This is a genomic window from Neobacillus mesonae, from assembly GCF_023715155.1.
GTDB lineage: Bacteria > Bacillota > Bacilli > Bacillales > Cytobacillaceae > Neobacillus > Neobacillus mesonae_A.
Map to the genome: position 1 here is coordinate 21,233 of NZ_JAMBNQ010000044.1, position 17,364 is coordinate 38,596.

Sequence of the window (17,364 nt, forward strand, 5' to 3'; positions counted from 1 at the left end):
CTGCACTCAGGATCCTTTCCGGTGCACATAGAAGGGGTAATTGATATCCTATCTGCACTCAGGATCCACTCCAGTGCACATAGAAGGGGTGATCGGCATCCTATCTGCACTCGCCCCCTCTCCACTGCACTTAGATGCGGTATTGTGTACCTTCCTAAAAGAATTTTATAAAAAAATACAGTTCTATAGGTTTTCAAATTAGTAATGTCTTTATGAAGTCTCGATTAAATTCATCTGCCAATGGGAAAAGTAAGGGAAAATTGTTAAAAGGAGGTTTGCATAATGGATTGGACGATTGTGTGGAAGTCCCTGCTTTTATTCTTTATTGGCCTGGTATTTTTACGATTATCAGGGAGAAAGTCCATTTCTCAAATGACGATTGCCCAAACGATTGTGATGATTTCAATTGGTACGATTATTGTCCAGCCGATTGTGGGAAAAAGTGTGGTAAGTACAACCATTGGAGCAGCTGTATTTATTGGATTAACTGTGATTTTGGAATTTTTGCAGCTAAGGTTTAATCCACTTGAAAAATTGATCACGGGAAAGTCAATGGTGGTAATTGAGAATGGGACAATAGATGTTCAGCAGCTGACCAAGCTGAGGCTGTCGGTCGATCAATTAGAAATGAGGCTCCGGAATAAAGGGATTTCCAAGATTGAAGATGTGAAAACTGCAACACTTGAGCCAAATGGACAACTCGGGTATGAGCTGATGGAGGATGCAAAGCCGGTAACCATCGGGGAGTTAAAAAAAGTGCTGAATCTGTATTTCCCTCAAGGACAACAGTTTTCGACTGAGGCAGCTGCTAAGGATCACACGATTTTTAACGAAATAGAGCATCCGGAGGAAAACCACTCAGACTACCTTCAATAGGTGAGTATCTCCTTCGTATTTCGGAACACAAAACGTTCTTTTTTTTCAAATTTGTGGTAGAGTGAGAAAGTTCTATTAGATTATTGGCGGGAGAGCGATTAGCAATGGAGAGTTGGAAACGAAATTTATGGATTTTATGGATAGGAGTTTTTTTCACTTCATCAAGCTTTTCGATGGTCATCCCGTTTTTACCAATCTTTTTGCCGCAAATTGGTGTTACCAAGAATGTAGAAATGTGGTCAGGATTATTATTTAGTGCTGCCTTTTTTGCAGGTGCCATTGCCTCGCCTTTTTGGGGAAGTGTAGCTGATAAATACGGGCGAAAACCCATGATTATTAGGGCAGGATTTTGTTTGTTTATTATTTATACCTTGACGGCCTTTGTGACAAATCCTTATCAGTTATTGATTTTGCGTATTTCTCAGGGGCTGTTGACCGGATTTGTTCCAGGCGCGATTGCCCTCATCGGAACGAATACACCGTCTAGGAATGTCGGATATGCTTTATCTATGATATCAACAGCTTCCGCAACCGGAAATATCGTCGGACCGTTGCTTGGCGGGGGAATTGCTCATTTGGTCGGCAACCGCTGGGCTTTCGGCAGTGCGGGGATTATTGTGCTGATATCGACCATCTTAGTTTTTCTTTGGGTAACAGAGGAGAACTTTACACCAAGTAAAAAACGGGGATCTGTTAAAAATGACTTTAAAGAGGCATGGAACAATAAGCCATTTATGATGGTTCTGCTTTTAACAGTTGTAACGGCCGGTTCTGTTATGACCATTGAACCAGTTCTTCCACTATATATAGTAAAATTAGGCGGATCTGCTGAAAATGCATCGTTATTAGCCGGGATTGTGTTCTCACTTCCGGGAATTGCCAGTACCTTGTTCGCACCATTTTGGGGAAAATGGGCAGATAAAGCAGGTTTTCAGCGTGTGCTTGTGATTGGACTTCTCGGAGGCGGAATCGGAACATTAGCACAGATTATGGTTAGTGAAATTATTGGTTTTTCTATTATCCGTTTTATCTATGGAATCTTCTTCTGTGCAGTTTTTCCTGCTTTAAATGGTCTTGTTGTGAAATCAACGGCTGAGAATTTCCGCGGCCGAGCATTCGGATTAAATCAAACGGCAAATCAAATCGGCGGTATGGTCGGCCCTATTATAGGCGGGTTCATCGGCGGTATTTTCCCAATATGGAGTGTTTTTGCGGTCACGGGAATTTTCCTTCTAACTGCCATGGTAGTGGCTTATTGGAAAGGGAAAGGGTTATCGAATACGGTTAAGCCAAGAACGAATGTTTAATCCCATATTATTTTTTTCAATTAAAAAAGGTTTACTTCATCCCTATGTTTCTCCTATAATATGAATATTGACATAAATGGGATATAAAGGGAGGAATTCCAAGTGCATCCAAAACATAAAAGAAGAAATACAATGGCCTTCACATTTTTAGCATATTTTACGCTTTTTGCTGGGGTCTTATTATTTGCGATAGGATTATATAATGCTGACTTGGAGTTGAATGAGAAGGGGTATTATATTGCTGTAATGCTGTTAGTCATTGTGGGATCGATTCTTACGCAGAAAGTAGTCAGAGATAATGCCGAGGATGATGAAATTATTGCTGAACAGCAGCGTAAAGCAGAAAGAAATGAGCAATTATAAATATAAAGAATACAAGTTCTATTAAAACGCTTGGATGATATATGAATCCAGGCGTTATTTTTTTGCTGTATTTAGGAAAGGGCACCGCATAAGAGCGCAAATCAACAGGGTGATATTGTATAAAATTCCCAAGGAACGTAAAAGTTAAATTTAACTACAGATTGAGATGAGGAGCCTTGGGGTTATGGAATTTGCAAATCTATTAGTAATAATTGAATTCTTTTGTATCGCATTATTAGTGCTGGCTGTTATTTTCTTTATTTGTTATTTGTTGATTTTTGACCGAAGACAAAAACAGCATTCGATTTTAAGAAATTATCCTGCATTGGGCCGGATCCGTTATTTTTTTGAAAAAATAGGGCCTGAAATGCGGCAATATTGGTTTAACGGTGATACAGAAGGAAAACCTTTTTCACGGGAAGATTATGAGCACATAGTAAAGAGTGCGAAATATAAGCGGGCTGTCGTAGGATTTGGATCGAAGCGTGATTTTGATAAAGAAGGCTTTTTTGTGAGAAATGACATGTTTCCAAAATTAACAGAAGAAATCAAAATGGACCGGGAAACGAAAGTGAATACAAAGAAATATCTTTTAATAAAGGATCCGCTGTTCACGGACAGAGAGGAAAAATGGCAGGACGATGAAGACCTTGCTAATTTACTCCATGATGACGATGCTGTCGTGATCGGCCCCAATACAAAATATCCTTTTGTAGTAAAAAGTTTGATTGGCATGTCGGCGATGAGCTACGGCGCACTAGGGAAAAATGCCATTACAGCATTATCTAAAGGCCTAGCCCTGGCAAAGGGGACCTGGATGAATACGGGTGAGGGAGGCCTGTCACCTTATCATTTAGAAGGCGGCGTGGATATTATCATGCAAATCGGTCCAGGATTATTCGGCATTCGCGATGTCGATGGCAGTGTGGATTGGGATGAATTAAAACGAAAAAGTGAAATTCCCCAAATTAAAGCATTTGAAATTAAGCTTGCACAAGGCGCGAAAACACGGGGCGGCCATATCGATGCGGAAAAGGTAAATCCGGAGATTGCGGAAATCCGTAAAGTGGAGCCTTATAAATCTGTTGACAGTCCCAATCGGTTTAAGCAATTTAGCGATATTGCTTCCATGTGTGATTTCATTGAAAAAATTCGTGAGCATACTGGAAAGCCGGTTGGCATGAAGATTGTTATTGGCGGCAATGACAGTGCAGAGGAATTGGCTAAATATATGAAGGAAACCGGAAAGGGACCTGATTTTATTACGGTTGATGGCGGTGAAGGTGGAACCGGTGCGTCCTATCAGGAGTTAATTGACAGTGTCGGTCTGCCGATTAAATCTGCCCTCCCGATATTAGATTTAACCTTGAAAAAATATGGGGTGCGCGACCAGGTCAAAATCATTGCGTCAGGTAAATTATTTACTCCTGACCGGATTGCCATTGCTCTTGCAATGGGGGCGGATTTAGTGAATATTGCGCGTGGTTTTATGATTACAGTTGGCTGTATTCAAACATTAAAGTGCCACACCAATGCCTGTCCTGTAGGCGTGGCAACGACGGACCCTGAATTGCAAAAAGCACTGGTGATTGACGAAAAGAAATACCGGGTAGTCAACTATCTTGTCACATTGAGACATGGGCTGTTTCGCATTGCAGCAGCAGCAGGCTTGGATTCTCCAGTCCATTTCCGTCCTAAACATATATGTTATAAGGATGATAAGGGTGTTGTCGTTTCTTTAGAAAAAGTTCTAAAAAGTATAGAACAGCAAATTAGTTAAAACCGGAAAACAGCGGAAATCTCTAACGGGTCTATTTTGGAGGAGCAGACAAGTAAAACTCATAAAAAAAAATGCACTTGACCCCCGGAAGTTAGAATTTTTCACTCTACTTTTGGGGGTCAGTACCTTCATGTCTCCAATTCACAGTGCGCTTTTTTAGGTTGGAATTAAATAAGATTGTGAAAAAATTCTACGTAAGCTGATGGACAGAATCAACAAGAAGATTTACTTATTTGAATTGTTTAGTTAGATTGGGCAGCTGTTAACACCTACTTTGGGTAACCCTGAGTATTAGAACATTTCCATAACGTATGCATAGGATAATTTAGAAAATCTTTGAAGGCGTTGAGAAAAATGTACGATGCTCCTTTTTGGTATCCCCGCCAATATCAATATCCAAATTCTTATTATTTTACTGAACCAATACAGCCTAATTACTGGACTGCTCACCGGGATATTCTCCAATCATCAAATGGAAGAAATAAAATCGGATTAAAAGATTATGGAAGGAAACCAACGGTATTCAACATTAATGAAGCTGCAAAACAAAACAATAACTATCGTACAGCTTTATGGACAGGAAAACATTTGCAAGTTACCTTGATGAGTCTTAAAGCCGGGGAAGATATTGGGTTAGAAATTCATCCTAACATTGACCAATTTTTACGCATTGAACAAGGTCAAGGGATAGTTCAAATGGGCAAGAGAAAAAATAATTTAAACTTTGTACAAAATGTCAATGATAGTTTTGCCATTATGATACCTGCTGGAACATGGCATAATGTAACCAATACAGGAAATATCCCGTTAAAACTTTATTCTATATATGCACCTCCACAACATCCCTTTGGCACGGTTCATGTAACTAAAGCAGATGCTGTGACTGCGGAAAATCGCGGTGACTGTGATAGGTACTATTCTTATCCAACAATGTACCCAAAAAGGTTCCAAACTAATAATTTAAACATTGTTAAAACTAGCTTTTCTAAAGAGGAAGCAGCTGCAATAGCTTTGCTGTTAGGCATTAACTTTGAAACAAGTAAGTTTGATTTAGATGAGTTTTGGATGGGAGTGAATACTGAACTTGAACATGGAAAACAATCCAAACAAACGAATGTAACTGACGATGATCCCATTATTACTGGAAAAATTGCACTAGCTCATCTTAATGAATTTCCTGATTATTATAAAAGGCTGAAAATACTTGAGGAAGATGCGAAAGCATATTGGAACAAATGAAATATCGTTCACTCCTGCAAAACTTATATAATTAAAGTTTAAGAACCATCCTGTGTTTCAGGATGGTTTATTTTTGCCATAATAGACTACTGATGCCTTATAACAGAGTGAATTGCTTTGTTTAAACTTATTTTTTCATAAATTTATAATTAAGAATTCATGAATATAGAAAATGTATTCATGTATTGTGCTAAATTGTATTTAACTAAAATGGAAGTTTATTTTAAATTTAAATGGAATAAAAGTGGAAACATTTATTATATCATGTTTGTTTAGTTTATTGGAAAACGTAATGGAAGGTTCTTACATAGTTATTTAAAAGGTATATAGTATTTTATTTAATCTATTGTTTACTTAAGTAGAGAATGAAGTTTCCGTGGAAATGACCAAGTTAAGAATCTAAAAATTGTTTATTCATTTAAAATGCAGAATGCTGTGTCTGCACTAGCTTATTTATAGGAGGAAAGATCAATGAATACACGTGAAATCAGGGTTCAAAAACAAGGATGGATTCCTAAAAAGGAACGTATATGGGTAAGCGTGGCGATTATTATCGCTGCTTTGATCATTCTTTGGGAACTTAAGGGACTATTACAGCTTTCATTGACCACTCTGCAGAGCAGGCAGTTTGAACATACATTTAAAGGGTTTGGGTCCAATGCAAGAATTGCCTTATTTTTCGTACTTGCTTATTATGTGCTTCTTCGTGTTATAAAGCTTCGTTATTTAAAAGGTCAAGCCAAGCTGAAAAAATGGTTGTCCACTTTACTGCGTTTTGCCCGAAAATGGCATACTCCCGCAGCGATTCTCGCTATCGCTTTTATTATCTTGCATACGGCAGCTGTCTTTATGCACGGCTTTAAATTTGATTTTAATAATATAAGCGGATTGCTTTCCTTGCTAGTTTTGCTTCCGGTTCCAATATCAGGATTATTTCGATATCAGAGGATGGACCGGAAGTGGCATTTGCGGTCTGGTGTTGCTTTTGCCATTCTATTTTTAATTCATTCTTTTTTATAACTAACAAGCATAAATAGTAAAAGAGTTTGAAAAATAGTCTATTTTCAAGTGGAATGACGAAAATCGGATATGGAAGAAATAATAAAGTGAACGTTTCTTGATTTTTTAATACGTATCTCTTTGATAACTCTTTTTGGGATAACAGAAGTAAAGGGGGAGTGTTAGTGAAACAAGAATAAATAATGTTAGGGTAAGAGAATACTTTTGTTCTCCCATTAAGGGGAGCAATGAATAAGGGTAATCACCAATTTTCCATTTTAGTGCCATTCAAATGGAGGAAAACGGTTGTTTTAAACAAATTGTAATTAAATCAGGAAAATAAAATAGACGTTACAAAAATAAAAGCGACAGAGGTGATGAATAAAAGTCAATCACCTCTTTATTAAATTAAAGGATTTATTGAACAAGAGAGAGGAAATTTCGTCTTTTTTTTCTTTTGGCTTTGTCTTATGAGTGAAACCAATTAAAAAGTAAGATAATTTCTAGTATGAAAACCGAAATACTTTTATAGCTGAATTTCTACTACATTTGTGACAAATAGTTTAATTTGTTTAATTTTAATTAGTTTTGCGTGAATTTAATTGACTTTGTTTAAAGAGACTGTTAAATCGCGAACAATCCTCCCTGAAGCCAAAATACATTTGCTATGCTATGGATAAAACTAATTGAAGAGGTGTTTTTAATGATAGTAAATTGGTTAAGACAAAGCAAAGCTGCATCTGTTATTTTAACTGTTCTTCGTTTATATGTTGGTTATGTTTGGCTCACTGCGGGGTGGCATAAATTAGCGAGTGGAGGTTTTGATGCTTCTGGATTCTTAAAAGGAGCAATCGCTAACCCAGTCAAAGGTCCTGACGGTACAGTTATATTTGGCTGGTATATTGACTTCTTACAGCATATTGCATTGCCCAATACTCATATCTTCAATACGATAATTCCTTTAGGTGAATTTATTGTTGGATTAGGATTATTACTAGGATGCTTAACAACAGCTGCTATGTTCTTTGGTCTATTGATGAACTTCTCATATTTGTTTGCTGGATCGGTTTCTTCTAACCCATTAGATATATTAGTAGGAGTTATAATCCTATTTGCAGGCTTTAACGCTGGAAGAATCGGAATTGACGGGTGGATAATTCCATTCATTAGAAAAACAGTATTTAAGAGCAAACTAACAATGAAAGGCAACAATCAAACAGTAAAAGGTGATCAATCAATCATAGGTAATCAAACTAGTTAGGTGATGACAAGACTGTTCAACCAATGGGATCTCTATTTGAACAAACGATGTTGTTATTTTATGATGCTGCCATCTTGCGTTTTATGGAGAAAAAAGGCATAGATTCTAATAAAATATATGGAAAACATGCTAATCTCGAATAGAACCTAAGTAAGGTAAACAGAAAAGGCCGCATTTGCGGCCATTTCTGTTAATTGCAGTTGTTTAATTCAACTTGCCAGAATGCTTTCTCTATCCAAATAATTTCAAGTGAGAATTCTTGCCAGACCAAATGCAGCTGTTGCTGCAAGACCTCCAGTAATCATCGTTTGAACAGCGCTCTTAAAAGGTGAAGTTCCCGTGAACCTTCCTTTTACATATCCAAATATTATCAAGGCGATCAGTGTGACTATTACAGAAACCGTTAAAGCTGTTGCAGGCTGCTTTAAGATAAAATAAGGGAACAGAGGGATTAACCCGCCGACGATATAAGAGATGGCAATGGTAATGGCACTGTTTCTTGCCCTTTTTGGCTCCGGTTTCTCTAACCCCAATTCGAATTTCATCATAAAATCCACCCATTTTTCAGGGTTCTTTTTCATGGTTTCTGTAATCGATTTGATTTGTGCTTCTTCAAGTCCATATTCCCTGAAAATCTGGGATACTTCCTCTTCCTCGCCCCCCGGAAAATCTATTACTTCCCGCTGTTCCCGAGCAAGTTCAGATTCGTAATGTTCCGCATCTGTTTTTCCTGCCAAGTATCCGCCGAGTCCCATTGCTATGGACCCAGCTGCAATTTCAGCGCTTCCTGCCGTAAGAATCAATGTTGTTGTATCAACAGCGCCGGATAAACCAGCAGCTAATGCAAATGGTACGGTTAAACCATCAGACATACCAATCACAACATCCCGAATAAAGTCAGACCCAGAAAAATGTTCCTCAACGTGATGCAGGTGTTGATCCATTTTTTTCACCTCCACTTTTATTCATCTAACACCAATATACGCCTATTTTTGTTGGTATTATTGTTTTCATAACTTAAAGAGGAAAAAATTTCTTTTATAGTATTTACTTTTTCGCTTGTAATAAATTCTACTAAATAAAATGGGATCATTTTATTGGTTAAATCTAAAATAAATTAACGTCTGATTTGGAATTCTTTAATGAGATATTAAGGTAATCCTAATTTTGATGAAGAAGAATAGTTATGTTCTTTACGATGCAGTTTGTGGGAATTATGTACTTTAACAAACGGATGCGATGCTTAAAGTAGCATCGCATTGCTTATACTTATGTTTTTTGCTTCTTCAGCAGGAGACTTTTCAGGTGGAGAATGATTATTTAGGTCCGTAGGTGTTGGTCATGGTGTTACGAGATAAATTTGCACTTTTGTGACTCTAAGTTCGCGAGCAAAACCTACCAGCATTGATTGTTCAACCATTTTTAAATGTTATACATAAGAATTTGGTAGTATACCTTGTGAGAGAATAGCTTGAGATACCATCTCCATAAGTCACGTTAAGAATAATTCCTTCATTCTGCTTATCCTTAATAAACGGTAAAAGCTAGCTAGTAAGTTTAAACATACTAAAGAAATTTACTTCAATAAGGCATTACAATGAGCTTCAACAACAAACGGGGTATTAGAATTTTTAGAAATACTCAAGGATATAATAAAAAGGCAATAAAGGTTTTTATGTCTATATCAAAAAAATAAGAAAGGGAAATGGGTAATGACAAAAATTGGTGTCTTAGTTGGTAGTCTTCGGAAAGAATCATTTTCAAAAAAAATTGCAACTAATGTTGCATCTTTATTCCCAAAAGGATATGATGCGGAATTTGTGGAAATAGGAAATTTAGCTTTATATAATCAGGATTTTGACGATGAAAACAATGCTCCTTCAGAATATACTACCTTTCGTAATAAGATGAAAGAAATTGATGCTGTTTTATTTGTAACTCCTGAATATAACCGTTCTGTACCAGCTGTATTAAAGAATGCATTGGATGTGGGCTCTCGTCCTTATGGGGAAAGTGTATGGAATGGCAAACCAGCCGCAATTATCAGTCAATCTCCTGGTAAATTAAGTGGTTTTGGTGCTAACCACCATTTACGTCAACCTTTAGTATTCTTAAATATGCCAATACTTCAACAACCTGAAGCCTATATTGGCAATGTGGCTGATTTATTGGAAAACGGCAAGATTAAAGATGAAGGTACAGTTAAATTTTTACAATCCTTCGTTGATGCTTTTGTCAATATGATTAAGAGACATCAAGCATAACTAAATGAAAAAGAGAGGCATCAATTCCTTCCTATGCGTTTCTTATTTTATCTAAATTTTATGTTTCCGCAAAAAATCTTTTCGTTCTTTTAATGAATAGTCTTTACCAAAAAAGAAAAAGTTAGAGTAGGATTATTATTCATTGAATAAAACGTAGGCTGTCTTTTAGGAGCTTAAAAACAATGAAATGAGGGAAAAATCCAATGCCTGCAAACAATTCCTCACCTATTACGGTTAACGCCTATATTAATGGCCAAAATGTTGGATCGAAAAAGCATATTCCACGAGAAAATCCAGCAAATCCGGATGAAATTGTAGGATATTATCCGGATAATACACTTGAGGAAGCAAAAGCAGCGATTGATGCTGCTGCGGAGGCATTTAAAACATGGTCCAAGACTTCTGTTGATGAAAGAATCAGTAAGATGAAGTCAGCTTCCGAAAAAATCAAAGCAAAAATGGATGAGCTCAGTGTTCTTTTATCTCGTGAGCACGAAAGCCTTTGTACGATGCAAAAGGCGAACTCACCATTTCGACGATGTGGATGGATTATCAAAGCGGGATTGTCAAAGAACAAATTAAAGACTACATCTTTGAGGATGAAAACGGAAGGGTTATCGTTGCGGATGACCCGGTTGGGGTTGTCGGTGCCATAACTCCTTGGAATTATCCAATTATATTGTCACTAGTAAAAGTCGTTCCGGCCTTGCTTTGCGGGAACACGATGGTAGTCAAACCTTCTCCGTTTGCACCATTTGCCATTCATAAAATTATTGAAATCATTGCTTCTGAATTTCCTAATGGTGTACTTAACATCGTACATGGCGGAGGTGAAGTTGGTGCGGAACTCACCTCCAATCCTAAAATTCTAAAGGTCGCCTTTACCGGAGGTACTAAAACAGGGTCAACCATTATGAAAGCTGCGGCAGACACCATAAAAAAAATCACCCTGGAATTAGGTGGTAATGATCCAGGGATTGTTCTGGAAGACTTCGATCTCAATGATGAAAAAGCGATACGTCGTATGGTGATTGGGAACTTTCTTACCGGCGGCCAGATTTGTATGATTGCTAAACGCGTCTATGTTCACCGCTCCATCTATGAAGAATTTGTAAAAAAATATATAGAAACAGCAAATAAGTGGATCCGTTTGGGTAATCCGCTTAACCCTGAAGTGACGGTTGGACCCGTCAATAATTCAAAACAAGTCCAATTTGTTCAAAGTCTTGTAGATGATGCGAAAGGCCAGGGATGTGAAATCGTTAAACTAGGAACAATTATTGATGAAGAAATCTTTAACAAAGGGTACTTTTTACAGCCGACACTTGTCCTGGGTGCTGATTATAACAGCCGAATTGTAGTTGAGGAGCAATTTGGTCCAGCTGTTCCGATCTTGCCTTACGATTCCGAGGAACAAGCGATTGCAGAAGCGAATAAAATTGATTATGGCCTTACCTCTTCTGTGTGGGGTGAAGAAGATCACGCTATTCGAGTTGCACGCCAAATTCAAGCAGGTGTTACCATGATAAACACCGCTGCTTTACAGGGATTTGATATCCGCTTTCCATTCGGCGGCGTGAAGCAATCCGGTATTGGCCGGGAGTTCGGCCCGGGGTCATTCGTGGCTTATACAGAAGAACATGTCATGACTGTTCCTAAGAGCGGCGACTTGCCATATATTCCAGAATAATGAACCTTTAACTAAAGAACGAAAATGGGGGCATAGGCAAATTTTAGCACCTATGCTTTGTTTTCGTTTAATAACCTGTAAATATGAATTTTAAAAAAAACGCAATAAATAGTTTACCTCTTAAATATACTACTGATATGAAGGTTTTTTATGGTTCAAAACAGTTTAAATTATAATATTAAATATTTATTCGCACTGGCTTTCCTGGAATATTGTACAGTCCTTTTCCTCAAAAATAATCTTGTGAGAAGGGGGAGTTCAAGAAGAAGATTACCTTCTTTTTCTATAAGAGGCGGATTGCGAATTTTTCCATTTTAATTATCGGCACGTCAGTTAATTAGAATTGATCGCAGGTTTGTAATGTCACTAACGGCTTTGGGGTTTGATGCCTTATTAACAACTTTTGAATAGATTCTGAACGAAAACATAAAAGAGTATATCAATAAAAAACTGATATGAATTTCATTATTCATATCAGTTCAAAATAGAATATTTAAAAACCTTAAAACCTTAAAATCTAAAACTTAAGAACGTGTAGTCCATCCACCGTCTACTATTAACTCTAAACCCGTTACATACTTCGACTCATCAGATGCTAAATATAAATAAGCATTTGCAATGTCCATTGATTCTCCAGCATATGGTCTTAAAGCTGCTTTACCATTGTAATGAGAACCCATATTTTCTTGAGTCTTAATTCCTACAGCTTCAGCCATCCCAGTAAAAATTGCCCCAGGATGAACAGAATTTACACGGATATTATTTTCTCCAAACCATTGAGCTGCATGTTTTGTTAACGAACGAACCGCACCTTTTGATGCACTGTATGCTGCGCCGTGCCCATCACCAATCCCGCCAACTATAGCTGCAATTGAAGAAGTGTTTATAATAGAACCTCCACCATTCTTCTGCATATGGGGAATAACCGCCTTCATTCCTAACCATACGCCAGTGGTGTTAATCGCCATTACTTTATTCCAATCATCTAACTCAGCTTCTAAAATTCCTTTAGCTATGTGGATTCCAGCATTATTAACCAGCACATCAATTTTACCGTATTTTCTAATTGTTTTATCAATTACATCGGACCATGATTCTGGTTTTGATACATCTAATTGAAGTGCTGTTACATCCCCGCCATTTTCAATTATTTCATTAACATTTCTTTCTAATTTTTCAACCACAACATCTGTTGCAACTACTTTTGCACCTTCTTTAGCAAATAATTGAGCACCGGCTAGTCCCATACCACTAGCTGCACCAGTTATTATTGCTACCTTACCCTCTAAACGTCCAATAAAAATACCTCCCAAGTATAAATCACTATAAAACTATTATTGAGCAAATAGACCGCCATCGATTACAAACTCTGATCCGGTGGAATAGCTAGATTCGTCTGAAGCAAGGTACAAGACAAGGTTAGTTACTTCTTCTGGCTTTGCAGTTCTCCCTAATGGAATTACTTTACTAATTTCAGCGAGCATAGCTTTAGTTTCATCATTCATGGTCATTGGTGTCTCAATTATTCCAGGATGTATGGAATTTACTCTAATACCAAATTCACCAAATTCAAGAGCAGCAGCTTTTGTCATACCTCTTACAGCAAACTTTGAAGCAACATATGCTATCTGATTTCTTCCTGCAATCAGTCCAGCAAGAGAGGATATATTTACAATAGAACCATTTTTAGCTTTTCGCATGGAGGGGTAAACTGCCTTCATGCCAAGAAATACAGATACTTGGTTAACATCGATTACTTTCCGATATTCTTGTTCAGTGGTATCTTCAATAGCATTATTAGGTGCAATCCCTGCATTGTTGACTAAAATATTGACAGGGCCAAATCTACCTTCAGCTTGAGCAACAACTTGATCCCAATCGTTAACGTTGGTTACATCATGCTTCATGAATTTTGCATTTTCACCCAGTTCGTTAGCTAACACTTGACCCTCTTCTACTAAAATATCAGTAAAAATTACTTTTGCCCCTTCACTAACAAATCTACGGACGTGAGATGCTCCCATTCCTCGTGCTCCACCTGTGATGATTGCCACTTTACCATTTAGTCTTCCCATACACATGCCTCCTTTTATTAACTAAGTCTGTCGCAATTAGTAGACACCGCTGTGTCTATAGTTTATTATATTTTCAGAAAACTCTTTCTTCGATCATCAAGATGACGTAAAGTGTTGTATAGTGGACAAATATAATAAAAATGACGAAAAAGTAATAATGATTAGGAGGAATACCAATTGAACAGTGTACTTGATCCACGCGTCATTCGCACTCGACGATTACTTATAGATGCATTAGTGAACTTAATTGTTGTAGAGGGTTATGAAGCTGTTACCATTCGGGAAATTGTTCGGAAGGCAGGAGTCAACCGTTCAACGTTTTACCTTCATTTTCGTGATAAGCAGGATATAGTAACCCAAATGCAAGATAATATATTGGAAGAGCTGTCAGAAACGTTGAAACACCCGACATATATCTATGAAACAGCAATAAATGATTTCAAAAACACAAATAAGCCAATTAGTTCACATGTTGACATGTTTGAACATATTCAAAAGTACTCTTCTCTCTATCGAAAAATGTTAAGTGAAGGTGGATTTCGTGTACATGTTACTGAACTAATTAAAACCGAGGTACTTTGATTCAGGGATAGTGTCTGGGAAGCAATCTATATGGCAAACGGAGCTGTCGGGGTTATTCTTTACTGGTTAGAAAGCGGCATGAAGGAAACAGTCATGGAAATGAGTTTATGGCTTACACGAATGACTTTGTTTCCGTTGGGAAAGTTCAAATGACTTGACTATGAGATTAAAAAGTACATACATAAAGATTTTTCTTCTTAAACGCCCCCCTTTACTTTTAGTGAAGTTATCTATATTTTGACATAGCGAGTGGTGTCAGATACTTATGGGACATTCTCTTTAATAGAAGGTTAGATGATAAAGATTATGGTAGAATAGGATATTATAAATGGTGGTGCCCCCAAAAAAATTAACAGCCTGTAAAGGGCCGTTAAAGTAATAAGGGGTATTTGGCTGCGGTAAATTATGATTGCTGCGGGTCTTGTGTTAGATTTTCTTCACGCAGCTCACTGCCCGTTTTCGCTTCCTCCATTTCCTTACCTAGCTTTTTCATTTCGCTTAAATTCTGGGCCATTGAGCTATTGTTGTTTTTTGTGTTTTTTCCCTTCTTTTGGATTGGTGTTGTTTTTACTCTTTCATCCATTATGCATCTCTCCCTTTTTTGTTTATGTCTTTTATGTACCCTTTCTATTCCTTTTGAAACTTTTTTGATTTTTTTAAAAAGAAAGGTTTAAACTTTTTTGGAAGCGGGTATGTAACAAATAAATATTTCAGAGGTGATCGTGAAATGAATATAAAAATAGATTCACAACAGAATAATGAGGAAATTTTGGTACATGTTGCTGGAGAAATTGATGTATATACGGCACCGCGGCTAAAAGAAGAGCTGGTTCCGTTAGTAGGAGGGGAGAATAAAAAGCTTACTGTCAGTTTAAAGGATGTGTCCTATATGGATAGTACCGGACTGGGTTTATTTATTGGTTTATTTAAACAGTTAAAGCAAAACGATGGGGAGCTAAAGCTCATTGATTTATCGGACCGGCTGAAACGGCTCTTCGAAATTACGGGTATTAGCAACATTATTCATATTTCTACAGAATAAAAGGGTGGGGGCAATGAAACAAGTGATGGATTATATTGAAATGAAAATTCCTGCAAAACCTGAATATGTGGGTGTGATTCGATTGACGTTATCGGGAATTACGAGCCGTATGGGTTATACATATGAGGAAATTGAGGATATGAAAATTGCCATAAGTGAGGCATGTACCAATGCGGTCCAGCATGCCTATAATGATGACGAAGGCGGAGAAATTGTCATTGGCTTTGGAATCTATCAGGATAAATTAGAAATCATGGTCGCTGACTATGGAAAAAGCTTTAATTTCACTAAGACGAAAGAGGAGCTAGGTCCATACACACAATCAAGCACAGTCGATCAGCTTACAGAGGGAGGGTTGGGTCTTTATTTAATCGAAACGCTTATGGATAAGGTTCATGTAACTAATCACAACGGCGTGACGGTCTTCATGGTTAAGTATTTAAGTGGGGAGAGTGAAACTCATGACACAACCACCTCAAACCATAAGGCGGACTAAGGAAGAAGTCAATGCTTTGATCAAGGAGTTTCAGCAAAATGAAAGCCCGTCTGCTCAAGAGAAATTAGTTCATCAATATACCCCCTTGATTGCAAGCCTTGCTCGAAAATATTCAAAGGGAAAATATTCCCACGAGGACCTTATGCAGGTAGGAATGATTGGACTATTGGTAGCGCTCAGAAGATTTGACGATAGCTTTGGCAGGGCATTTGAAACTTTTCTCTTTCCCACTGTTATTGGTGAAATGAAGCGGTACCTTAGGGACAAAACATGGAGCGTCCATGTTCCAAGACGGATTAAAGAACTTTGGCCAAAGGTAAAAACAGCGGCGGACGAGCTGACCAATCAACATCAACGATCCCCGAAAATCCAAGAGATTGCCGATTATCTGGAAATTTCAGAAGAAGAAGTATTAGAGGCAATGGAAATGGGGAAAAGCTATCAAGCTGCCTCTGTAGATCAACCGACTGAAACGGGTTCGGATGGGAGTACTGTTACCCCCTTGGATATCATTGGGACTACGGATAAAGGCTATGAACAAGTGGACCGAAAGCTGCTCTTCGAGAGCGTTCTTCATATTTTATCCGAAAGAGAAAAGCAAATTATTCAATACATCTTTGTCGAGAATAAAAGTCAAAGGGAAACAGGTGAACTTTTAGGAATCTCGCAAATGCATGTTTCTCGTTTGCAAAAAAAGTTGATAGAGAAATTGCGAAAGGAACTTGGGAGCAATGGTTTTTCAAGGTAGAAAATCATGCCGGACCGCTATTTTATTAAATAGCAGTCTGGTATTTTTTTTGGCTCCCAAATGGCAGGGGCCTATGGGACATCACCAAGGAACTGTAGTTAAACTTAAAAAAGTACTTTTTATAGAAAAAAACGGGTATAAAAACCTACATAGGTGATTTGAAAGAGGATAAATATGAAGAAAAGGAAAAACATGATTCAAAGGAGACTTCCTCAAATGAACAATTGTATAAATCAGGGCAGGAGTTTCCATATAACTACAAATATTTCAATAAGATTAAAACGAAAAAAAGGTTTTATGCTGGTTAAAAGGTGGTACATCATAATCATGGTCGCTTCAAGTGGACCTAACAACGTCAAATTAGAGGGAGGTATCATCGATGGAGTTTTTAAAAGCTGCTGAAAGTACCTCAGCTATTCTTCCAAGTATGGGAGAAACATAGCGTTATAGAAGCTGCATTTACTTTTTCTTTTTTGTAATGAGGATGTAAACCGTGAAAGGTACCAACCAAAATTAAAAGGAGCATTCCTGTTAGAAGGATTTTCGGGGACTTGAACAAAAAGGAGCCCTCTTGGTATGATACGGGGTGTCAAATCGTGGCGAGATGACCCCTAACTTAGTTAACCAAGGAGGACTCCAATA

General features: G+C 37.6%; 17 protein-coding genes and 3 pseudogenes. 16 read left to right on the plus strand and 4 right to left on the minus strand.

Annotated features, from left to right (window positions below):
• Positions 1-282 precede the first annotated feature (282 nt).
• The 9 genes and pseudogenes from M3183_RS23165 to M3183_RS23205 form a co-directional block, all read left to right on the plus strand.
• On the plus strand, positions 283-876 hold the full coding sequence (locus tag M3183_RS23165; RefSeq protein WP_251473447.1) for a DUF421 domain-containing protein: 594 nt from the start codon (positions 283-285) through the stop codon (positions 874-876).
• A gap of 104 nt (positions 877-980) precedes the next feature.
• Positions 981-2,183, plus strand: coding sequence for an MFS transporter (locus M3183_RS23170; protein ID WP_251473450.1), 1,203 nt, complete (start codon positions 981-983; stop codon positions 2,181-2,183).
• A 132-nt stretch (positions 2,184-2,315) separates the two neighbouring features.
• Positions 2,316-2,546: a YiaA/YiaB family inner membrane protein gene (locus tag M3183_RS23175; protein ID WP_251473485.1), complete on the plus strand. Its 231-nt coding sequence runs from the start codon at positions 2,316-2,318 to the stop codon at positions 2,544-2,546.
• A gap of 184 nt (positions 2,547-2,730) precedes the next feature.
• On the plus strand, positions 2,731-4,326 hold the full coding sequence (locus M3183_RS23180; protein WP_251473452.1) for an FMN-binding glutamate synthase family protein: 1,596 nt from the start codon (positions 2,731-2,733) through the stop codon (positions 4,324-4,326).
• Between the two features lie 354 nt (positions 4,327-4,680).
• Positions 4,681-5,217 (plus strand): annotated as a pseudogene (locus M3183_RS23185) (cupin domain-containing protein); the annotation flags it as partial.
• A 39-nt stretch (positions 5,218-5,256) separates the two neighbouring features.
• Complete coding sequence (locus tag M3183_RS23190) at positions 5,257-5,565, plus strand: DUF5661 family protein (protein ID WP_251473487.1); 309 nt, start codon at positions 5,257-5,259, stop codon at positions 5,563-5,565.
• 471 nt (positions 5,566-6,036) lie between these two features.
• Positions 6,037-6,585: a hypothetical protein gene (locus M3183_RS23195; RefSeq protein WP_251473454.1), complete on the plus strand. Its 549-nt coding sequence runs from the start codon at positions 6,037-6,039 to the stop codon at positions 6,583-6,585.
• Between the two features lie 682 nt (positions 6,586-7,267).
• A complete protein-coding gene (locus M3183_RS23200) occupies positions 7,268-7,825 on the plus strand; it encodes a DoxX family membrane protein (protein WP_251473456.1) in 558 nt (185 codons plus the stop codon).
• An 8-nt stretch (positions 7,826-7,833) separates the two neighbouring features.
• Positions 7,834-7,968: pseudogene (locus tag M3183_RS23205) on the plus strand (6-phospho-3-hexuloisomerase); the annotation flags it as partial.
• Between the two features lie 102 nt (positions 7,969-8,070).
• Here the strand turns inward: M3183_RS23205 and M3183_RS23210 are convergent.
• Positions 8,071-8,769: a VIT1/CCC1 transporter family protein gene (locus M3183_RS23210; protein ID WP_251473459.1), complete on the minus strand. Its 699-nt coding sequence runs from the start codon at positions 8,767-8,769 to the stop codon at positions 8,071-8,073.
• 768 nt (positions 8,770-9,537) lie between these two features.
• On the opposite strand from M3183_RS23210, the gene M3183_RS23215 reads away from it, so the two are divergent.
• Positions 9,538-10,089 carry an NADPH-dependent FMN reductase gene (locus M3183_RS23215; protein WP_251473461.1) on the plus strand — a complete coding sequence of 184 codons (552 nt, stop codon included), beginning with the start codon at positions 9,538-9,540 and terminating at the stop codon, positions 10,087-10,089.
• A gap of 203 nt (positions 10,090-10,292) precedes the next feature.
• Positions 10,293-11,779, plus strand: a pseudogene (locus M3183_RS23220) (aldehyde dehydrogenase family protein).
• 524 nt (positions 11,780-12,303) lie between these two features.
• On the opposite strand, the gene M3183_RS23225 reads toward M3183_RS23220, so the two are convergent.
• Positions 12,304-13,092 carry an SDR family NAD(P)-dependent oxidoreductase gene (locus M3183_RS23225; RefSeq protein ID WP_285880907.1) on the minus strand — a complete coding sequence of 263 codons (789 nt, stop codon included), beginning with the start codon at positions 13,090-13,092 and terminating at the stop codon, positions 12,304-12,306.
• Positions 13,093-13,113: 21 nt separating this feature from the next.
• Positions 13,114-13,854 carry a glucose 1-dehydrogenase gene (locus M3183_RS23230; RefSeq protein WP_251473463.1) on the minus strand — a complete coding sequence of 247 codons (741 nt, stop codon included), beginning with the start codon at positions 13,852-13,854 and terminating at the stop codon, positions 13,114-13,116.
• 177 nt (positions 13,855-14,031) lie between these two features.
• Between M3183_RS23230 and M3183_RS23235 the strand changes: the two genes are divergently transcribed.
• Both M3183_RS23235 and M3183_RS23240 read left to right on the plus strand, forming a co-directional pair.
• Positions 14,032-14,436 carry a TetR/AcrR family transcriptional regulator gene (locus M3183_RS23235; RefSeq protein ID WP_251473466.1) on the plus strand — a complete coding sequence of 135 codons (405 nt, stop codon included), beginning with the start codon at positions 14,032-14,034 and terminating at the stop codon, positions 14,434-14,436.
• Positions 14,437-14,466: 30 nt separating this feature from the next.
• Positions 14,467-14,589 (plus strand): TetR-like C-terminal domain-containing protein, encoded by a 123-nt coding sequence (locus M3183_RS23240; RefSeq protein ID WP_251473471.1) that lies wholly within the window; start codon positions 14,467-14,469, stop codon positions 14,587-14,589.
• Between the two features lie 250 nt (positions 14,590-14,839).
• On the opposite strand, the gene M3183_RS23245 is transcribed toward M3183_RS23240, so the two are convergent.
• Positions 14,840-15,019: a hypothetical protein gene (locus M3183_RS23245; RefSeq protein ID WP_251473475.1), complete on the minus strand. Its 180-nt coding sequence runs from the start codon at positions 15,017-15,019 to the stop codon at positions 14,840-14,842.
• 144 nt (positions 15,020-15,163) lie between these two features.
• Between M3183_RS23245 and M3183_RS23250 the strand changes: the two genes are divergently transcribed.
• The 3 genes from M3183_RS23250 to sigB are packed head-to-tail and all read left to right on the plus strand — an operon-like array spanning position 15,164 to position 16,722.
• The gene (locus M3183_RS23250; RefSeq protein WP_251473478.1) at positions 15,164-15,478 is read left to right on the plus strand and encodes an anti-sigma factor antagonist; all 315 of its coding nucleotides are present in this window, start codon (positions 15,164-15,166) and stop codon (positions 15,476-15,478) included.
• Positions 15,479-15,491: 13 nt separating this feature from the next.
• Positions 15,492-15,974 carry an anti-sigma B factor RsbW gene (gene rsbW, locus M3183_RS23255; RefSeq protein WP_251473481.1) on the plus strand — a complete coding sequence of 161 codons (483 nt, stop codon included), beginning with the start codon at positions 15,492-15,494 and terminating at the stop codon, positions 15,972-15,974.
• Positions 15,940-16,722, plus strand: a complete 783-nt coding sequence (gene sigB / locus M3183_RS23260) for an RNA polymerase sigma factor SigB (RefSeq protein ID WP_251473483.1) — start codon at positions 15,940-15,942, stop codon at positions 16,720-16,722. The genes rsbW and sigB overlap by 35 nt, the downstream gene beginning before the upstream one ends.
• Positions 16,723-17,364 lie beyond the last annotated feature (642 nt).